Below are 16,092 nucleotides of genomic sequence, written 5' to 3' on the forward strand. Positions count from 1 at the left end.
TTCATTGCTTTTCCTACATGAATTTTGTAAAATGAAACAAGTTTGAAGATAAAGGTGATATGATGCGAATTTTAATTAAAGGGCTGTCAGATGAACGATTTCATCGCCCGCTTGTCAATATAGCCAATTTATTTGAAGAAGATAGTGAAGTGATAATTGAAACAAGTGAATTTGATGATGGTTTGGTCATTGAATTTAGTTGTAAGGAAGAAAATGGCATGGTGGAAGCGTCTGGCCATATCGATGGGTCAGATATCACCAGTCGTTTTTCACGGGATCTCCCAAAGAACTTGAACGATAAGGAGCGCTGGAAGCAAATCAAAAACACAGTGCTGTCTGTTTATTTACACTTGCTTCAGGAGCACACGGGAATGACACAAAAGTGGGGGATTCTCACAGGAATACGTCCTACGAAATTGCTTCATAAGATGCTGAGAGAGGGCATGTCAAAGGAAGATGCACATGCGGCATTAAAGCGTGATTACTTGATTCATGATGAAAAAATCAATTTGATGCAGGAGATTGTCGACCGTCAGCTTAAAGCCATTCCAGATCTGTATGACCTTCAGCAGGAAGTGAGTATTTATATTGGCATTCCTTTCTGTCCCACAAAATGTGCTTATTGTACGTTCCCTGCTTACGCCATTAAAGGACAAGCTGGTAGAGTGGGAACGTTTTTGTTTGGTCTGCATTATGAAATGCAAAAAATGGGCGAATGGCTAAAAGAACATGGGATCAAAGTGACGACCGTTTACTTTGGCGGAGGCACGCCAACGAGCATCACAGCGGAAGAAATGGATTTGCTGTATGAAGAAATGTATCGCTCGTTCCCTGATGTGAAGCATATACGGGAAGTAACTGTCGAAGCAGGGCGTCCGGATACGATTTCCCCTGATAAGCTAGAGGTGCTAAACCGCTACAATATTGATCGGATTAGTATCAACCCGCAATCGTATGAGAATGAAACATTAAAGGCTATTGGCCGGCATCATAGTGTGGAAGAAACGATTGAAAAGTATCATTTATCAAGACAGTACGGCATGAATAATATCAATATGGACTTAATCATTGGATTGCCGGGAGAAGGGCTCAAAGAATTCCAGCACTCCTTGCAGCAGACTGAGGAACTCAAGCCTGAATCTTTAACTGTGCATACCCTTTCCTTTAAAAGAGCATCTGAAATGACGCGCAATAAGGAGAAATACCAAGTAGCAGACCGAGAAGAAATCACACGTATGATGGATGAAGCAGTCACTTGGACGAAAGCACATCATTATCACCCATATTATTTATATAGACAAAAAAATATTTTGGGAAATCTCGAAAATGTCGGGTATTCATTAGATGGACAGGAAAGCTTGTATAATATCATCATCATGGAAGAAGTACAGACAATCATTGGCATTGGGTGCGGTGCAGCAAGTAAATTCATTGATCCACGGTCAGGGAAAATTACGCAGTATGCCAATCCAAAAGATCCAAAATCGTATAATGACCGCTATGAACACTATACAGAAGAGAAAATTCAATTCCTTGAATCATTATTTGTTTCTCACGTTTAAACACTGCGATGACGCAGTGTTTTTTTCATTTGTAAAAGGGTATATAAGTGATAAAAAGTTAAAGCAGGTGTACATATGATAGATGTGATCGGAATTGGGATTGGGCCTGCCAATTTAGGATTGGCCGCTTTGTTAGAGGAGTATGAGGATGTCTCATGCTGTTTTTTTGAACAGGAGTCTGAGTTTGCTTGGCATCCCGGTATGCTGATCAAAGGAACGGATTTACAAGTTTCCTTTTTAGCAGACCTTGTCACAATGGCGAATCCAAGGAGCAGGTATACATTTTTAAATTATTTACATGAATCAAATAGACTTCACCGATTCTATACATTTGAACAGTTTGATATCCCGCGGAGAGAATTCAATGAGTATTTATCATGGGTTGCAGGAGAGTTAGATAGCTGTCAGTTTGGGATGAAGGTAGAAGAAGTGACGGACTGCCAAGAAGGCTACCTTGTGAAAGTCAGACGATTGAAAGATGGTTCACTATCTGAGTATCGTGCAAAGCATGTTGTGCTTGGAACAGGAAGCAAACCGATGATTCCGGTCGATGTGCCTGAAGCAGCATACCCATATGTGACCCATAGCAGCCGTTATTTAGAACAGCAGAAATCACTTCACGAAGCTGAGTCGGTGGCGGTGATCGGTTCAGGGCAGAGTGCAGCCGAAATTTTCTTAGACCTGCTTCAGCATCAAAACAAAGGCCAGCAACTTTCGTGGTTTACGCGTTCTAGTGAATTTAGAGAGCTGGAGACGGCTGAGCTTGGCCAAGAGCTTTTTACACCAAAGTATGTCGAGTATTTTCATTCGCTTCCTTATGAAGAACGTATGAACACATTGCCTAGGCTGACAGGATTAAGAAATGGCATAGATGCATCGACACTTTCGCGCATTTATCAGGAATTGTATCATCGCTCTGTTTCAGGTGAAGAGCCATCTGTGATCATTCAGCCAATGACCGAGCTTGAAGCGATTCAAATAGGAGAGCAGCAGTCTTTGGAGCTGCACCTCAGACAGTGGCAGCTGAAGAAAGAAAAAAGCATAACAGCAGATCATGCCGTATTAGCTACAGGGTACACACCGAATATCCCTGAATGGTTTGATGCATATGAACCTTTGATTGAATGGGAAAGTGATGCGCATTTTAAAGTGACAGACGACTTCAGGCTTGTGTTCAAAGACAAGCGCTCAAATCATTTCTTTACATTCACGAATCTTGATCATTCTCATGGAACAGCGGCGACCAATTTAAAACTATCGATTTACCGCAACCAGAAAGTGATTCAAACCATTCGCGGGGTCGAGGAAGCGCCAGTCAAGCAAGAGACTGCATTTCAGCAATTTGAATAAGACATAAAAAAGGGCCCAAGCATAGGGCCCTTTTTTATTAGATCGTCGTTTCTTTTTTTACTTTTGGTTTTTCAGGTTTCCATTTGAAGATTTTGTTGAGGATTTGATAGATTTTCTTAGATTCTTTCGTTACGAGCGGTCCTAAAATCGCAAGAATTAAGACATACAATGCAGCAAAGGGCTTCAAAGTAGCGGCAAGTCCGCCCGCAATGCCAAGCTCGGCAACAATGATTGAAAACTCTCCTCTCGATACGATGGTTAATCCAATATTAGAAGAGGCTTTATGAGAAAATCCAGCTCTCCGTCCAGCAAACATTCCGGCAGTGAAGTTCCCAATTAAGGTAAGCATCACAGCGCCGATCGCAAGCCAGAAGGCATCACCCAATGTAAATGGATCAATACTGAGACCAAAGCTGAAAAAGAACATTGCTCCAAAGAAATCTCTAAACGGAACCACGAGGTGCTCGATGCGGTCAGAGTGCTCTGTTTCTGAGAAAACAAGACCAAGTAAGAGAGCCCCAATAGCCTCTGCTACATGAATCGTTTCTGAGAAACCAGCGACAAAGAACAAAGCCGCAAATATCACAATGATGAACACTTCGTTCGAACGGATATCAAACAACTTGTTTAATAGTTTTGGCAGCTTTCGCGCAATGATAAAGAAAAGCATCATATAACCAAAAGCGATTAAAATAGATAATAAGGCACCGCCAACAGTAGTGGCATCTCCTAGGACAAGACCTGATACGACGGATAAATAAACGGCAAGGAAAATATCCTCAAACATAATAATCCCTAGAATTAACTCTGTTTCAGGATTTGCCGTCCGTTTCAAATCGACAAGGACTTTGGCCACAATGGCGCTGGATGAAATGGTAATCACTCCTGCCATAATGAGAACCTCAAGGAATCCAAACCCTGTGATAAAACCGTAGAGCAGTCCTAAGCTGAAGTTGATCAAAATATAAATAGATCCGCCGACTGCAATGGATTTACCAGATTTAATGAGTTTTCCGACAGAGAACTCAAGTCCAAGATAGAAAAGCAGGAACAGGACGCCCATTCTGCCAAAAAACGAAATAATCTCGGTGCTTTCGATAAATTTTAAATCAATGATTCCGATAGTTGGAGCATGCGGCCCAACAATCATTCCGAGGACAATGAGAAAAGGGATGATAGAAAATTTAATTTTATTGGCGATTAAGCTGGCGATGGCGATAAGAATAAGCGCCGTCCCAACTTCAAAGACTAAATGATCCATTCATCACTCTCCCCCTCTAGAAAGAAAATCACGTATCAATCGCTTCAAGTGTTTTCTTTCGCCCGAAATGACCATCGTATCATTTTCTTGAATAATCGAATCGGCACCAGGGTTGAGTAATTTTTCATTTGTATGTTTAATGATCGCAATCACGGTGACTTCATAATTTTGTCTCACATCTAAATCACCGAGTGTATGTCCCACCGCTTTTGCACCTTTTTCCACCTTAAACCATTCAATGATCAAGTCATTGAAGGCCATTTCAATGGTTTCTAGTGCCTGCGGTTTATACACCATACCGCCGATAATAGCAGCGATTTGCCGGGATTCAGCATCATCGAGTGAAATGGTAGACAGCACTTCATCTGGATCATCATCGTCAAAACGATAAATTTCCCGTCTGCCATCATCATGAATCACAATCGTCATCTTTTCTCTATTTCTCGTTTCAATTTCAAATTTCTTTCCGATCCCAGGAAGATCATTTTCTTTAATGTTCATTTTATCCCTCCGAATTTGATAGGCTGTGTTTTTCGTATAGTAAATACGGATGAAATAAAATGAATCAGTAGAGGTAATTAGATTGATACATAACGGGGATCGCACACTTCATTTCCAAAAAACATAGATCAATGGATAATGCAGATGATGGGGCAAGCTTTGACAGAAAAGTTTTGGCATCCGCCATTGATAATCTGTCCTTCAACAAAAGAGATGAAGCATGTTTTTTTGAAAATGAAGGTGTCTTCACAGCATTGATTTCTTCATCATAGATGGATGGAGAAATCAGGCTAGGTGTGCTCGCTTCTGCTTGTGACGCAAAAACGACATTTGAAAAAGGAGAAAACATGACGATGAAGCTAACCAATATCATGATGGAACATCTGATCAATCATCCTCCTCCTTTCAAATTTATTTTCTTTCTTATTTTACTATATAAAAATATATTTCTTGTTTCAATGATTATGCTTATTTTAGTATCAATTGATCTTGAAATTTTTTGTTTAGAGAAAAAGGTTTTACTTGATGGAAATGGAAGTAAGTTATGAGCTTTTAAACAAAAAGGGGGATGGATGATGACATATATCAATTGTCAGTTAGACGGGGATGTTTTTGAAATCGTTTTCAATAGGCCTGAAGCTTATAATTCGTTTCATGTGGATATGTTTGCTGAATTCAAAGAAGCATGTGATGCAGCGGAGGAAAGCAGTGCTAAAGTCGTTGTCATCAAGGGAGAGGGAAAAGGGTTTTCAGCAGGCGGAGATATTGGGATGATGCTTAAGCAGGAAAGTGAAGAAGATTTCCATCGTGTGATGGATTTGATCGAGGGAATTACACTTTCACTAGCTAGTATGAAAAAAGTGACGATTGCGCTTGTCCACGGGTCAGCAGCAGGCCTCGCTTTTAGCTTTGCCCTAAGCTGTGACTACTTGTTTATGCATCACGATGCTAAACTTGCCATGAATTTTAATGGGGTAGGATTAATTCCAGATGGCGGGGGGCATTTTTTCCTCACAAAAAGAGTCAGTGAGCAAACCGCCAAACAATTGATTTGGAGCGGACAAAAGCTGCCGGCTGAAGAAGCGTTAAAGCTGCGCCTTGCCGACGGGCTGTTCCAAGAAGAGGTCGATACGTACCAAAAAGTGTGTGTGAAGTCGTTTATGAACATGCCGCTTCAAGCCTTTATCGAAACAAAGATGATCTATTTCCAGCAGTCAGAATCAAAGCTCTTAGCAGTTCTTCAAAAAGAGAGAGCAGCACAGGCAAGACTGAGAAAAAGTCATGATCACAAGGAAGGTATACAGGCTTTTTTAGAAAAAAGACGACCTGTCTTTCAAAAAGCATAGATGAACATAAGGCCGGCGAAAGCCGGCTTTTTAACGTTCAAATAAAAGCAGCTTGCCTGCTTGATTAACGAGTCGATGGGAATGCTTTGTGTATTGCTGTTCCATTAAGCGATGACGCCCTAATTCCTTTGCTTTCTCGTCACTATCCGCTGTGATTTTTTCATTTAATAAAGTCTCACCCGACCGATCAAATACGGTTAAAAAGTATGTCTTCTCCATTCCTCATCTTCCTTTCCTCTGTTTTTAATGTAATTAAACATGGAATAAGACAAAACCTCTTTTTTAGCCCTTAAAAATGTGTTTTGTAGAATGAGAGTGATAGAACGTGCATTCGTAAAAATGGCATGATAAAATATGGACAATGACAGTATCGGACAAGGAGATAGACGTTTGACTAAGCTCACCTTTATTCATGCCGCAGATTTACATTTAGACAGTCCATTTGTAGGAATGTCGACTATACCTAATTCCATATTTAAGCGGCTCAAAGAAAGTACATTTCAAAGTGCTAAGAACATGTTTGATCTTGCCGTTGCGCGAGAAGTAGACTTTGTGCTGCTGAGCGGAGATTTATTTGATGAATCCAATCGCAGCCTGAAAGCACAGCTCTTTTTAAGAAACCAGTTTGTAAGACTGCAAACAAACGGGATTGAAGTCTTTATTATTTATGGGAATCATGATCATTTAGGCGGTGAATGGACACCGATTGAATGGCCCGAGAATGTACATGTCTTTTCGAGCAGCACACCAAGTGAGCACTCCTATTATCGAGGGAATCAGCTTGTCGCGAGTATTTATGGGTTTAGCTACAAAGAGCGGGCTGTCTATGAAAATATGACATCTCATTATGTCAAAACGACAGATGCTACCTATCACATTGCGATGCTTCACGGCACATTAGCTGGGCAAGAAGGCCATGATGCTTACGCCCCATTTCAACTTCAGCAGCTCCTTTCGCAAGATTTTGATTATTGGGCGCTCGGACATATACATAAAAGAGCCCTTCTGCATGAAGATCCATATATTATTTATCCTGGTAATGTGCAGGGCAGACATATGAAAGAAGCGGGAGAAAAAGGCTGTTACTTGATTCACCTCTCCGAAGATTCTCACACAGCGGATTTTATCAGCTGTACAGATATCATCTTTGAGACACTGGCAATAGACATCACAGAAACGGCTCATATGACGGATCTTGTCACACTTGTGGAAGGCAAAATCAATGAGCTGAAAGAGGAAGGTATTCCTCATTTTGTCAGAATTGAATTGATAGGTGATGCGCCTTCTTACTTTGAGCATACACAGCTTGAGGTCCTCGAAGAGCTGATGACTGTTTTTCATGAGCAGGAGGAAGATGAAGACGTGTTCGTTTGGGTGATGTCAATTGACTGCCGAACAAATGAGGAAGTGATCTATCCAGAGGATTCTTTTTTGAAGGAACTCACTACAGAAATTGAACAGTTTGAGTCATATGAAGAGCTGCTTTCACCGATCAAGCGTCACCCAACCTACAGAAAGTCAGGAAAAGCGCTCACAAAAGAGGATGAAGTGGATATAAAAGAAGAAGCACAAAGGCTGCTGACGGAACAGCTGAAGCAATTATGAGAAAAGGAGAGGTATGATGAAAATACGTTCACTCCATATAGCGAATTTCGGGAAATTTTCAAATCGAACCTTTCACTTTTCTGATGACGGTTTTCAGCTAGTTTACGGCCTGAATGAATCGGGGAAAACGACATTGAAGGCGTTTATTGAGTCGATGTTATTTGGTTTTTCAAAAAACAAGATGTACAAGTCGAAACAAGGTTCTTTCTATGGCGGCTCTCTCACTTGCTTAGATGAGGAGTTAGGTGTCATTCACATTGAGAGATCGTCCGATCGAGGCGGTCAAGCACAGGTGTTTTTACCGAATGGTGAAGTGAAAGACGAAGTATTCCTGCGGACTCTTTTAAAGGGAACGGATCGCAGATTATTCCAATCAATCTACTCATTTGATGTGTTTGGACTGCAAAATGTCCAAGCCTTAAACGAAGATCAAATCGGTGAATTTCTGCTTTTCTCAAGTTTATTTGGCTCAGATGCGGCCTCCAAGATGGATAGCAGGCTGCTTAAGCAGCAGGAGCAGCTGTTTAAACCAAATGGACGCAAGCCAGAATTAAACCAGCAACTTGATCGTTTAAAAGAGCTAACTGGCCAGCTGAAACAAGCTAGATTGGCAGAAGGCCGCTATACAGAAAAAAAACGGGAGCATTCTGAATTCATAGAGACGATCGCAGCGCTTCAAAATGAAATGAAGCAGACAGAAGAACAGATTCAGCAGTTAACTGAATACATTCGACTTTATCCCATGATAGAGAAGAAGATGGAGTTAAAAATAGAATTAGCCCGTTATCCAGAACGAGTCAAACGCTTTAGAGCAGAAACAGAGCATGAATTGGATAAATTAGAATCACACCTTCACCCGAAAAAGGCTCATATGACTGCACTAAAGCAAAAATTAGATCATTTGCAAACCACGATGGCACAAGTTCAACCGCTTCATGACAAGGATACGTTACTGGAGATGAAGCGTGTCGTTGATGAATCATCTCATGCTGAACGTGTCAAAAATCGCTTAGCTGAATGTAAAGCAGAACGTGATTCATTGAAACAAAAAATGGACGAAGCCGCAGCGAAGCTGAAGTGGCAGCGTTCAGTCAAGCTCGATCAGATCGACGACTCCCTTGAATTTGAGTGGGAATTAAAGGAGGCTGTCAGCCAATATGTTCGTTTAATGGACAGAAAGGCACAGCTGGATGACAGGTTTGATCATGCAAGACATGAGCTGGAAGAAGCGGAAACCGCTTTAAAAGGATTAAAGGAACAGCAGGCCAAATCGCACAGTACAGTGGAAACTGGGGAAACAAGAACAAAAGAGAAACAGGTTCATTCCCGGGCGTGGTTATTTCCTGTGATGGTGATGTTTGATGCTGCATTTCTGCTTGTCCTTTTCTTTTTAACAGAATGGTGGATTACTTTCTTATTTGCGGGATTTTCTGTTTTTGTCTTCTTTGCCATTTATCCATTTTTGAAATCAATACAGGTGAAACAGGGAAGCGGCGTGGGAACATTCGATTCCTTCCAGGTGCAGGAAGCTTCAGCTGAAACGCTTGTGAGGCAGAAGGAGCTTTTGTACGAAAGGATTATCCGGCAATATGAAGACTGGGAGCTGGAGCTGGAACCTGTCCAGCAGCAAGTAGAGGAAAAGAAAAGACAGCTGGGCTTGTCCTCAGAGCTTTCTTTCCTTGTAGAAGCCTTCCTTATTCTGAAGCAATTAAAAACGGATACAGCGGGATATGAGGAGCTTAGCCGGGAAATAGGCGAGCTTGCCGGCCAGCAATCCAATTATGAGCACAGGGTGGAAGCGTTAAGCAGCCTTCTTCAACGAAAGGAAGGCACCATTCAAGAGAATATCTTGGCCTTTCAAGAAATATTGAAAGATGAGACGAAAAGAGAAAAAGAACGTCAGACATTGGATGTATCGATTCAACATGTGAAACAACAGATCACGACGCTAGAAGGGGAAATTGACTATTACGAAAAACAAATGGACGCGCTTTTTCGTCAAGTAGAAGCAGAGTCCAAAAAAGATTACCAAATCCTTTCTCATTTATCAAAAGAATATCGGGAACGGCTTTCCCATTTGCAGCAGCTGAATCAAGAGCTGCATAGAAGCGGCTGCTTTGATGAGGAAGAATCGATTGTTCGCAAAGGATTGCGTCTTCTTGAAGATGAGTGTGCAGAAGCGAAGCAGCACCTGAATAACGTACAATCGAATGCGGCAAATATGGAAAAACGCCTGGCAGAACGAGCAGTGGAAATCCGGCAAATAGAAGCTTCTGGTACGGTGTCTGATTTGACTCATCAGCTTGCAGCTGAGCAGGAGCATGCAAAGCACCTTGCGAAAAAATGGGCGGCGATTCAGCTTGTCCGCTCCGTCATTCGAGAAAAATTGAATGAGCATAAAGAAACAAGGCTGCCAGCATTGCTGCAAACAGCTTCAAGCTTTATTCAGCCGTTAACGAATGATCGATATGAAGCCATTTTATTTTCACCCGAGGATGACCGGCTGATCGTGAAAAGGGTGGATGGACGAATATTCCGCCCAGAAGAGCTCTCACAGGCAACATGTGAACAAATCTATCTGGCGATTCGTTTTGCACTCGCCTTGTCGCATCAGCAGGAGTGTCAGCTTCCGTTTATGATGGATGACAGCTTCGTTCATTTTGATCATGTACGTCTAGGAAGAGTGTTGGAGTTGATGAATGAACTCACACGTTTTGAAACACAGCTGTTTTATTTTACCTGTCATCAGCATATGGCGCAGGCAGCAGAAGATGGACAGATTACGAGTTTAGCAGTTGAATGATTGACAAATAATGACTTATGTTATACTTATATGAGCAGAAACATGGAAGGAGCTTTTATTGAATGGCTAAAGGGATCATGACCTATGATGTCGGCGAACAAGTTGACCTGCATTTATTAATTAAATCATCTACTAAAGGGATTGCAAGTAATGGCAAACCATTTTTAACGCTCATTCTTCAAGATCAAAGTGGAGATATTGAGGCGAAACTATGGGATGCAAAGCAGAATGATGAAATCACCTATGGCCCGCAAACCATCGTGAAGGTAGTAGGCGACATTCATCATTATCGCGGGAGGAATCAGCTGAAGCTTAGGAATATACGCCCTGTTGCTGAAAACGAGCAAATTCGAATTGATGATTTTCTCGAAACAGCTCCTATTCCAAAACACGATATGATGGATACGATTATGCAATATATCTTTGATATGAAAAACCCTAATATTCAGCGTGTTACAAGGCATTTGCTGAAGAAATATGGACAGGAATTTGCTGATTATCCAGCAGCGACAAAAAATCATCACGAATTTGTCTCTGGACTCGCCTACCACGTCGTGTCCATGCTGCATTTAGCAAAATCCATTGTTGACCTATATCCATCACTAGATCGAGATCTTTTATATTCAGGCATCATTCTTCATGATTTAGGGAAAGTAAAAGAGCTTTCAGGTCCAGTCTCTACCACATATACAGTGGAAGGGAATTTAATTGGTCACATTTCCATCATGGTGACAGAAATTGCGAAAGCGGCAGAAGAGCTTAGCATTGATTCAGAAGAAATTCTCATTTTACAGCACTTAGTCCTAAGTCATCATGGAAAAGGAGAGTGGGGCAGCCCGAAACCTCCAATGGTGAAAGAGGCTGAAATTCTCCACTATATTGATAATTTAGATGCGAAAATGAACATGATGGATCGTGCGCTTGAGCATGTGAAACCAGGAGAATATACAGAACGTATTTTTGCACTTGAGAATCGTTCGTTTTATAAACCAACCTTCCATCACGAATAATCATGTCAAAACGTCCGTTAATGCGGGCGTTTTTTTCATAACTTGTCTTCTTTTCGCATAAGCATGTAACACAAAGGAAGAGAGGAATGTCCTTAAGAAAAGGAGGCGATGAAAAAATGTTGTTTTTTCCGTGGTGGGTGTATGCCTGTATCATCGGCATTATTTTCTGTGCGTATAAATTAATGACAACAGCCAAAGAGGAGCAAGAAATTGATCAATCCTTTATTGAAAAGGAAGGAGAAATTTTTATCGAGCGAATGGAACAGGAAAGAGAGCGCAGACGTCAGGATCAGCAGGTGAAAAGATCACAGGATACTGTGGCACAAGAAGATCATTCGATTGCTTAATCTAGTCATACAAAAACCCCTCTGCACGATGATGGCAGAGGGGTTTTTTGTGATTACTGTTGAGTCTGCTGATTTTGTGCAGGCTGTTCAGATTTTTCTTTGAACGTTTTTTCAAGCTCTTTATCTTTTACTTTCACATCAGCATCTTTTACTAATTTGTTTAAGATGTTTTGGATTTCGTTTGTGTCTGCTTGTTTTTGGTCAAGCAGTTCTTTTTTCAAGTCCGCTTTCATGTCATCATATTTACCGCGTTCTTCGGTCTTTTTAATGATATGGTAGCCGAATTGGGATTTTACTGGCTTGCTGATTTCATTTACTTTTAGTTTAAAAGCAGCCTTACTGAAGTTCTCGTCCATTTGGCCTTCTTTTGCGAACCAGCCTACATCGCCGCCTTGTGCAGCTGAAGCAGTATCAGTTGAATATTCAGAGACAAGGGCATCCCATTTTTCACCTTTATCTAATTTCTTTTCCACTTCGTCAGCTGTTTTCTTATCAGCTACTAAAATGTGACTTGCGCGGATTTTCCCTTTTAGGTCATCGTAATACGCTTTGACTTCTTTATCAGTGATTTTGATGTTAGCTTTGGCAGCCTTTTGGGTCAGCAGCTCATATTTCACTTGATCTTTGATGTAATCTTTACCGAATTCATCTTGAAGCTGTTTTAAACGATCTTCACCAAGTGACTTTTTATATTCTTCCAATTTCTTATCAATTTCTTTATCGGATACTTTGTATTTGTCAGCAAGAACCTTTTGTTGAACAAGTAGGTTTAGAGCATCTCCACCTGCTTGTTTCTTAAGAGTTGTATAAAGTTCACCTTTTGTGACATCTCCTGATTTTGTTGTTGCGATTACATCTTTATCACCGCTACTGCATGCGCCAAGAGTTAAAACACTTACTGCTGTTACAGCTGCTAAAGCCATTTTTTTCATTCAAAAAACACTCCTAATCTTTCCAATTTATTTATCATTGCTTGTATCATAACATATTGTGACATGCTGTAAAAAGAAATGCAAATGGAAGGGCATTCGTCTAGTCAAAAAATTGCCCGCGACATACACATATAGTGATCACAAAAAGGAGGCTGAATTATATGGGAGCAGGATATTCTAATGGGTTTGCTTTATTGGTCGTGCTATTCATTTTGCTGATCATCGTTGGTGCAGCATATCTTTACTAATTAAATCGCTGTGACAGAAGGGAGCCGTCCTGCCGTGCGTGAGGGCGGTTCTTTTTTCAAACGATGACAGGTGCCTAAACGCTTTTTATTTTTCTGCATACACTGAGCTTAGAACAGAGGAAGAACTGGCAGGAGGTGTTTTTACATGGGAGGAGAAGTCTTTGCTGGCGGTTTTGCACTAGTCGTCGTATTATTCATCTTATTGATCATCATCGGTGCATCTTGGATTTGCTAATTAAAATATACACAAAAAGCTGCCCTCAAATTGGCAGCTTTTGCTTTGATCTTAAATGGAAATGGTAATTTCAACAAATGATGAGATAAGTAAGATCAGTATCGATACATTGATAAAGCGAAACACCTTATCTTGCCGTTCTTCAGGAATCTCTCTGACAAGGCATAATGTATTAGTAAGCCTGTTTATTGAATACACAATAAACGCGGCAAAGACGATGAAGTAAAATAAAACTATCGGAGATCCCCCCTCTCTATGCTATTCCCATACTACATTACCAAATTTTTTATGAAAAAGATAGAAGTTGGCTTTAAAAACCTCATGATGAGGAAGTTTGGTCAACTAAAATATCAAACTCGTCTTGAGCTTGATCGATGATGCAGGATTTAGGTGCTTTAAGCAGCTTCCATGCAAATAAAAAGTCAGGCAAACAATAGCCTGCATGTATACTTGCGATGATGATAAAATAGTGTGCATACATGGGAAACGCCACCCCTAATACAAAGTAAACCGGTGAGATGACACAAAACGGGCTGAGAAGTGAAAAAAGCATCACTTTTTTAGGCACGCGCTGCCAGCAATTTCGTTTCATAAATAGCGTCATTTTTTTCTTATTTTTCATCACTGGGATCAAGTGAACCACACGGTGGACAAGCAATGTCACAAGTAAGAGCACGGCAAAAAGCGGTGCGTTATGGCTGCTTAGCCTCGTTTCAGGATGAGTCAGTTGAAAACATAAAAATGCCATAATGAAAAAAAGGATAGCAAGACTTATGGCAGAAATCATCATTCTCGTATAACCATAATCCTTTTCAAGATTAATGGTCTTCCAACAATTCATTTTTCATCCTTCCAATCTAAAAATCGAATTGAATATCTCAAGATAATTTACTCTTCCTGAGGATAAAAATCAATGGTTTTGATGAAAAAAAATAAAATGCTGCCTTCAAATGGAATAAAGAGAGGAAACTTTGGATTTTTCAAGAAAAAAGAACAGAAGGGGGAGGTTCGTCTCTTTCGTCAATGAGTATTTTCGGCTAAAATAGAAGGACTAAGAGAAAGAGGGAACGTACATGAGTATTGAGGAACGAATGAGCCAGCTTGAATATTATATGGAACTTTTATTGACGGCAACCGATATGAGCCGTTATCCATATTATGCGTTATTGATCAGGCAGCGTGTATCGAAAGAAGAGGCAGAGGAAATTGAGCGTATTTGTGCTGAGCTTTCAGAGGAAATGGATAAGCAAAAAGCACAAGGCTACGTCATGTTTGACGATCTCCTCGCGCTTTTTGCGGGACAGTTAATTGAAAAGCTGGATGTTCATGAGACCATATTTGCTTTGCATGATCAAGGACTATTTCAGCCGTTAATGAATGAATTTATAAAGATCATTAAACAATTTGATTTGTGTTAGCCGCTTTTTCTGCTGCCTCAGCTGAGTTTTCAAGTTCCTCAGTCTTTTTCGTGACTTTTCCTCGCTCATTCAAAAAGTCCTTCTCAATGTTTGAAAACGATTTCTCAAAAATCTCCATGAAATCCTGACCATAAATGTTTCGGATGATGCACATCATTTCTAAAATCTCAGGGAATTTTCCGTAAATGTCATGAAGCGGCTGTGCGCCTTTGACAATACCAGTTCGTGCCGGGTCAAAATCTTCGAGTAGTTTATGGAATGTCTCTTCGCCTTTTGGCGTTAGCTCAATATACGTATTGCGTTTATCGTTTAACTTTTTAGAAAATTTTAAAAATCCTCGTTCCTCCAGTTTCTTGGAGAAGTTAAACGCCGTTGATACATGCATGACGCCAAACTTTGCAATTTCTGATATTGAAGCTCCTTTTAATTGATACGCAATCCATAAAATATGATGTTCATTGATATTTAGGTTATACGGTTTGATCCACTGCTGCCAGTCCTTTTCAATGGATTTCCAAAGAGCTTTGCTCAATTGGGCCATTCTTTGACTGAATAAAAGTGCTTCTTTTACATCGAAAGGCTGTTCCGAATGATTCATCCATTTCACCTACTTCTCTTTTTCTTGTAATTCTATTATGCCAATAAAATAAAGATTAATAAAGCTGAAAATTCAAGAATTTTTAAAAGTCATGAAAAACATTGACAAAATAACCTTTTTTCAACAAAAAAAGTGCGGGATACGCACCCCGCACACTTTTGTAAACGAATATTTTTTTGTGAGTATATTAGTTTTGTAAGGTTTTCTCCAGTTGTTTGAGCTTTTCCTCAATTTCCTGAATTTCCTTTTGTAAGTCCTGCTGATGAGGTTTGATTTCTTCGCGCCATTGCTGAATCGATGTTTGCAATTCAGATCCGACTTCTTTAATCACCTCTGCGCTTTCTTTTGCTGTTTCCACAATTTGCTCTTTTAAAGCTTGTCCATCTCTTTTTAATTTTGTCAGCGTATCTTCGAATTTGTCATAGCCGTCTTTCACTTTTCCGCGCACATCTCTGCCAGAAGAGGGAGTCGTCAGGAGCACTGCCGCACCTCCGAGGAGACCGCCTACAAATAATCCTGTTAATAAAGAACGTCCACTAGCCATTCAAATCACCTCTAGTCAAATTTTACACATTCGCATGTTCTCTCTGAGCTGACGATCAGCTTCATTGAACTTCCATACATAGCTTGCTTTATTTTAGCATACTTTTGAAGAAAAGGGAGGGGAGAAGGTTGTCTGTCTTTCTGTTCGTTTTTATGTGTATCGGCATCGTTTTTACAGTTGGTTCTATTCATTATGCAAGACAGCTTGGGTATGCAGGGTCTTATCCGCCAAAACATGTCTTAAAGCAAAAAGCACTTGTGTGTGCGGCAGGTGCAGGGATTTCACTCCTCATTTTGCTGCTGACACTTTTTCTCTTATAAAAGTATGAAAAA

20 protein-coding genes are annotated in these 16,092 nt (G+C 40.5%); 11 read left to right on the forward strand and 9 right to left on the reverse strand.

Features of this window, described 5'->3' with window-relative positions; genetic code table 11:
• Nucleotides 1–62 precede the first annotated feature (62 nt).
• Together QSJ46_RS15430 and QSJ46_RS15435 are read left to right on the forward strand one after the other, a co-directional pair.
• Entirely contained in the window at nt 63–1,562 is a 1,500-nt protein-coding gene (locus QSJ46_RS15430; protein WP_285605032.1) for a coproporphyrinogen III oxidase, read from the forward strand.
• A gap of 75 nt (nt 1,563–1,637) precedes the next feature.
• The gene (locus QSJ46_RS15435) at nt 1,638–2,912 is read left to right on the forward strand and encodes a lysine N(6)-hydroxylase/L-ornithine N(5)-oxygenase family protein (RefSeq protein ID WP_285604962.1); all 1,275 of its coding nucleotides are present in this window, start codon (nt 1,638–1,640) and stop codon (nt 2,910–2,912) included.
• Between the two features lie 37 nt (nt 2,913–2,949).
• Here the strand turns inward: QSJ46_RS15435 and QSJ46_RS15440 are convergent, their stop codons facing one another.
• The 3 genes from QSJ46_RS15440 to QSJ46_RS15450 all read right to left on the reverse strand — a co-directional run bounded on the left by QSJ46_RS15440 (nt 2,950) and on the right by QSJ46_RS15450 (nt 5,065).
• A complete protein-coding gene (locus tag QSJ46_RS15440) occupies nt 2,950–4,173 on the reverse strand; it encodes a cation:proton antiporter (protein WP_039177552.1) in 1,224 nt (407 codons plus the stop codon).
• A 3-nt stretch (nt 4,174–4,176) separates the two neighbouring features.
• Nucleotides 4,177–4,674: a cation:proton antiporter regulatory subunit gene (locus tag QSJ46_RS15445; RefSeq protein WP_047202899.1), complete on the reverse strand. Its 498-nt coding sequence runs from the start codon at nt 4,672–4,674 to the stop codon at nt 4,177–4,179.
• 64 nt (nt 4,675–4,738) lie between these two features.
• The gene (locus tag QSJ46_RS15450; RefSeq protein ID WP_228285953.1) at nt 4,739–5,065 is read right to left on the reverse strand and encodes a potassium:proton antiporter; all 327 of its coding nucleotides are present in this window, start codon (nt 5,063–5,065) and stop codon (nt 4,739–4,741) included.
• Nucleotides 5,066–5,249: 184 nt separating this feature from the next.
• On the opposite strand from QSJ46_RS15450, the gene QSJ46_RS15455 reads away from it, so the two are divergent.
• Nucleotides 5,250–6,020, forward strand: coding sequence for an enoyl-CoA hydratase (locus QSJ46_RS15455; RefSeq protein ID WP_039177561.1), 771 nt, complete (start codon nt 5,250–5,252; stop codon nt 6,018–6,020).
• A 30-nt stretch (nt 6,021–6,050) separates the two neighbouring features.
• Here the strand turns inward: QSJ46_RS15455 and QSJ46_RS15460 are convergent, their stop codons facing one another.
• Nucleotides 6,051–6,239, reverse strand: coding sequence for a YhzD family protein (locus tag QSJ46_RS15460; protein ID WP_047202901.1), 189 nt, complete (start codon nt 6,237–6,239; stop codon nt 6,051–6,053).
• 171 nt (nt 6,240–6,410) lie between these two features.
• Here QSJ46_RS15460 and QSJ46_RS15465 point away from each other — a divergent pair, with 171 nt between their 5' ends.
• The 4 genes from QSJ46_RS15465 to QSJ46_RS15480 all read left to right on the forward strand — a co-directional run bounded on the left by QSJ46_RS15465 (nt 6,411) and on the right by QSJ46_RS15480 (nt 11,785).
• The gene (locus QSJ46_RS15465) at nt 6,411–7,625 is read left to right on the forward strand and encodes a metallophosphoesterase family protein (RefSeq protein WP_285604963.1); all 1,215 of its coding nucleotides are present in this window, start codon (nt 6,411–6,413) and stop codon (nt 7,623–7,625) included.
• A gap of 16 nt (nt 7,626–7,641) precedes the next feature.
• Nucleotides 7,642–10,428 (forward strand): ATP-binding protein, encoded by a 2,787-nt coding sequence (locus QSJ46_RS15470; RefSeq protein ID WP_285604964.1) that lies wholly within the window; start codon nt 7,642–7,644, stop codon nt 10,426–10,428.
• A gap of 62 nt (nt 10,429–10,490) precedes the next feature.
• Nucleotides 10,491–11,438 (forward strand): 3'-5' exoribonuclease YhaM, encoded by a 948-nt coding sequence (gene yhaM, locus QSJ46_RS15475; RefSeq protein ID WP_024425447.1) that lies wholly within the window; start codon nt 10,491–10,493, stop codon nt 11,436–11,438.
• Between the two features lie 116 nt (nt 11,439–11,554).
• A complete protein-coding gene (locus QSJ46_RS15480; RefSeq protein ID WP_285604965.1) occupies nt 11,555–11,785 on the forward strand; it encodes a sporulation YhaL family protein in 231 nt (76 codons plus the stop codon).
• 53 nt (nt 11,786–11,838) lie between these two features.
• Here QSJ46_RS15480 and QSJ46_RS15485 read toward each other — a convergent pair whose 3' ends face one another.
• Nucleotides 11,839–12,717, reverse strand: a complete 879-nt coding sequence (locus QSJ46_RS15485; protein WP_047202904.1) for a peptidylprolyl isomerase — start codon at nt 12,715–12,717, stop codon at nt 11,839–11,841.
• Nucleotides 12,718–12,878: 161 nt separating this feature from the next.
• On the opposite strand from QSJ46_RS15485, the gene QSJ46_RS15490 reads away from it, so the two are divergent.
• Together QSJ46_RS15490 and QSJ46_RS15495 are read left to right on the forward strand one after the other, a co-directional pair.
• On the forward strand, nt 12,879–12,965 hold the full coding sequence (locus QSJ46_RS15490) for a YjcZ family sporulation protein (RefSeq protein WP_008361129.1): 87 nt from the start codon (nt 12,879–12,881) through the stop codon (nt 12,963–12,965).
• 145 nt (nt 12,966–13,110) lie between these two features.
• Nucleotides 13,111–13,200 carry a YjcZ family sporulation protein gene (locus QSJ46_RS15495; RefSeq protein WP_017360317.1) on the forward strand — a complete coding sequence of 30 codons (90 nt, stop codon included), beginning with the start codon at nt 13,111–13,113 and terminating at the stop codon, nt 13,198–13,200.
• Nucleotides 13,201–13,251: 51 nt separating this feature from the next.
• On the opposite strand, the gene QSJ46_RS15500 is transcribed toward QSJ46_RS15495, so the two are convergent.
• Both QSJ46_RS15500 and QSJ46_RS15505 read right to left on the reverse strand, forming a co-directional pair.
• Nucleotides 13,252–13,437: a hypothetical protein gene (locus QSJ46_RS15500; protein ID WP_072368131.1), complete on the reverse strand. Its 186-nt coding sequence runs from the start codon at nt 13,435–13,437 to the stop codon at nt 13,252–13,254.
• An 82-nt stretch (nt 13,438–13,519) separates the two neighbouring features.
• A complete protein-coding gene (locus tag QSJ46_RS15505) occupies nt 13,520–14,041 on the reverse strand; it encodes a DUF3267 domain-containing protein (protein WP_039177576.1) in 522 nt (173 codons plus the stop codon).
• 232 nt (nt 14,042–14,273) lie between these two features.
• Between QSJ46_RS15505 and QSJ46_RS15510 the strand changes: the two genes are divergently transcribed.
• Nucleotides 14,274–14,618, forward strand: coding sequence for a YhaI family protein (locus QSJ46_RS15510; protein ID WP_058838794.1), 345 nt, complete (start codon nt 14,274–14,276; stop codon nt 14,616–14,618).
• Here QSJ46_RS15510 and QSJ46_RS15515 read toward each other — a convergent pair.
• Together QSJ46_RS15515 and QSJ46_RS15520 are read right to left on the reverse strand one after the other, a co-directional pair.
• A complete protein-coding gene (locus tag QSJ46_RS15515) occupies nt 14,596–15,216 on the reverse strand; it encodes an HTH-type transcriptional regulator Hpr (RefSeq protein ID WP_039177583.1) in 621 nt (206 codons plus the stop codon). The genes QSJ46_RS15510 and QSJ46_RS15515 overlap by 23 nt on opposite strands.
• Nucleotides 15,217–15,403: 187 nt before the next feature.
• The gene (locus QSJ46_RS15520) at nt 15,404–15,760 is read right to left on the reverse strand and encodes a YtxH domain-containing protein (RefSeq protein ID WP_024425453.1); all 357 of its coding nucleotides are present in this window, start codon (nt 15,758–15,760) and stop codon (nt 15,404–15,406) included.
• 128 nt (nt 15,761–15,888) lie between these two features.
• Here QSJ46_RS15520 and yhzF point away from each other — a divergent pair, with 128 nt between their 5' ends.
• Nucleotides 15,889–16,080 (forward strand): membrane protein YhzF, encoded by a 192-nt coding sequence (gene yhzF, locus QSJ46_RS15525; protein ID WP_041117013.1) that lies wholly within the window; start codon nt 15,889–15,891, stop codon nt 16,078–16,080.
• The last annotated feature ends 12 nt before the right edge of the window (nt 16,081–16,092 follow it).

Origin of the sequence: Bacillus sp. YKCMOAS1 (assembly GCF_030268125.1) — a bacterium.
Lineage (GTDB): Bacteria > Bacillota > Bacilli > Bacillales > Bacillaceae > Bacillus > Bacillus safensis.

Excerpts from the sequence above, each read along its gene's own strand:
- QSJ46_RS15495 (WP_017360317.1), top strand. The coding sequence starts at position 13,111 with ATGGGAGGAGAAGTCTTTGCTGGCGGTTTTGCACTAGTCGTCGTATTA.
- QSJ46_RS15505 (WP_039177576.1), bottom strand. The coding sequence starts at position 14,041 with ATGAATTGTTGGAAGACCATTAATCTTGAAAAGGATTATGGTTATACG.
- QSJ46_RS15480 (WP_285604965.1), top strand. The coding sequence starts at position 11,555 with ATGTTGTTTTTTCCGTGGTGGGTGTATGCCTGTATCATCGGCATTATT.
- yhaM (WP_024425447.1), top strand. The coding sequence starts at position 10,491 with ATGGCTAAAGGGATCATGACCTATGATGTCGGCGAACAAGTTGACCTG.
- QSJ46_RS15430 (WP_285605032.1), top strand. The coding sequence starts at position 63 with ATGCGAATTTTAATTAAAGGGCTGTCAGATGAACGATTTCATCGCCCG.
- QSJ46_RS15485 (WP_047202904.1), bottom strand. The coding sequence starts at position 12,717 with ATGAAAAAAATGGCTTTAGCAGCTGTAACAGCAGTAAGTGTTTTAACT.
- QSJ46_RS15460 (WP_047202901.1), bottom strand. The coding sequence starts at position 6,239 with ATGGAGAAGACATACTTTTTAACCGTATTTGATCGGTCGGGTGAGACT.
- QSJ46_RS15470 (WP_285604964.1), top strand. The coding sequence starts at position 7,642 with ATGAAAATACGTTCACTCCATATAGCGAATTTCGGGAAATTTTCAAAT.
- QSJ46_RS15520 (WP_024425453.1), bottom strand. The coding sequence starts at position 15,760 with ATGGCTAGTGGACGTTCTTTATTAACAGGATTATTTGTAGGCGGTCTC.
- QSJ46_RS15440 (WP_039177552.1), bottom strand. The coding sequence starts at position 4,173 with ATGGATCATTTAGTCTTTGAAGTTGGGACGGCGCTTATTCTTATCGCC.
- QSJ46_RS15435 (WP_285604962.1), top strand. The coding sequence starts at position 1,638 with ATGATAGATGTGATCGGAATTGGGATTGGGCCTGCCAATTTAGGATTG.
- QSJ46_RS15510 (WP_058838794.1), top strand. The coding sequence starts at position 14,274 with ATGAGTATTGAGGAACGAATGAGCCAGCTTGAATATTATATGGAACTT.
- QSJ46_RS15455 (WP_039177561.1), top strand. The coding sequence starts at position 5,250 with ATGACATATATCAATTGTCAGTTAGACGGGGATGTTTTTGAAATCGTT.
- QSJ46_RS15490 (WP_008361129.1), top strand. The coding sequence starts at position 12,879 with ATGGGAGCAGGATATTCTAATGGGTTTGCTTTATTGGTCGTGCTATTC.
- QSJ46_RS15515 (WP_039177583.1), bottom strand. The coding sequence starts at position 15,216 with ATGAATCATTCGGAACAGCCTTTCGATGTAAAAGAAGCACTTTTATTC.
- QSJ46_RS15445 (WP_047202899.1), bottom strand. The coding sequence starts at position 4,674 with ATGAACATTAAAGAAAATGATCTTCCTGGGATCGGAAAGAAATTTGAA.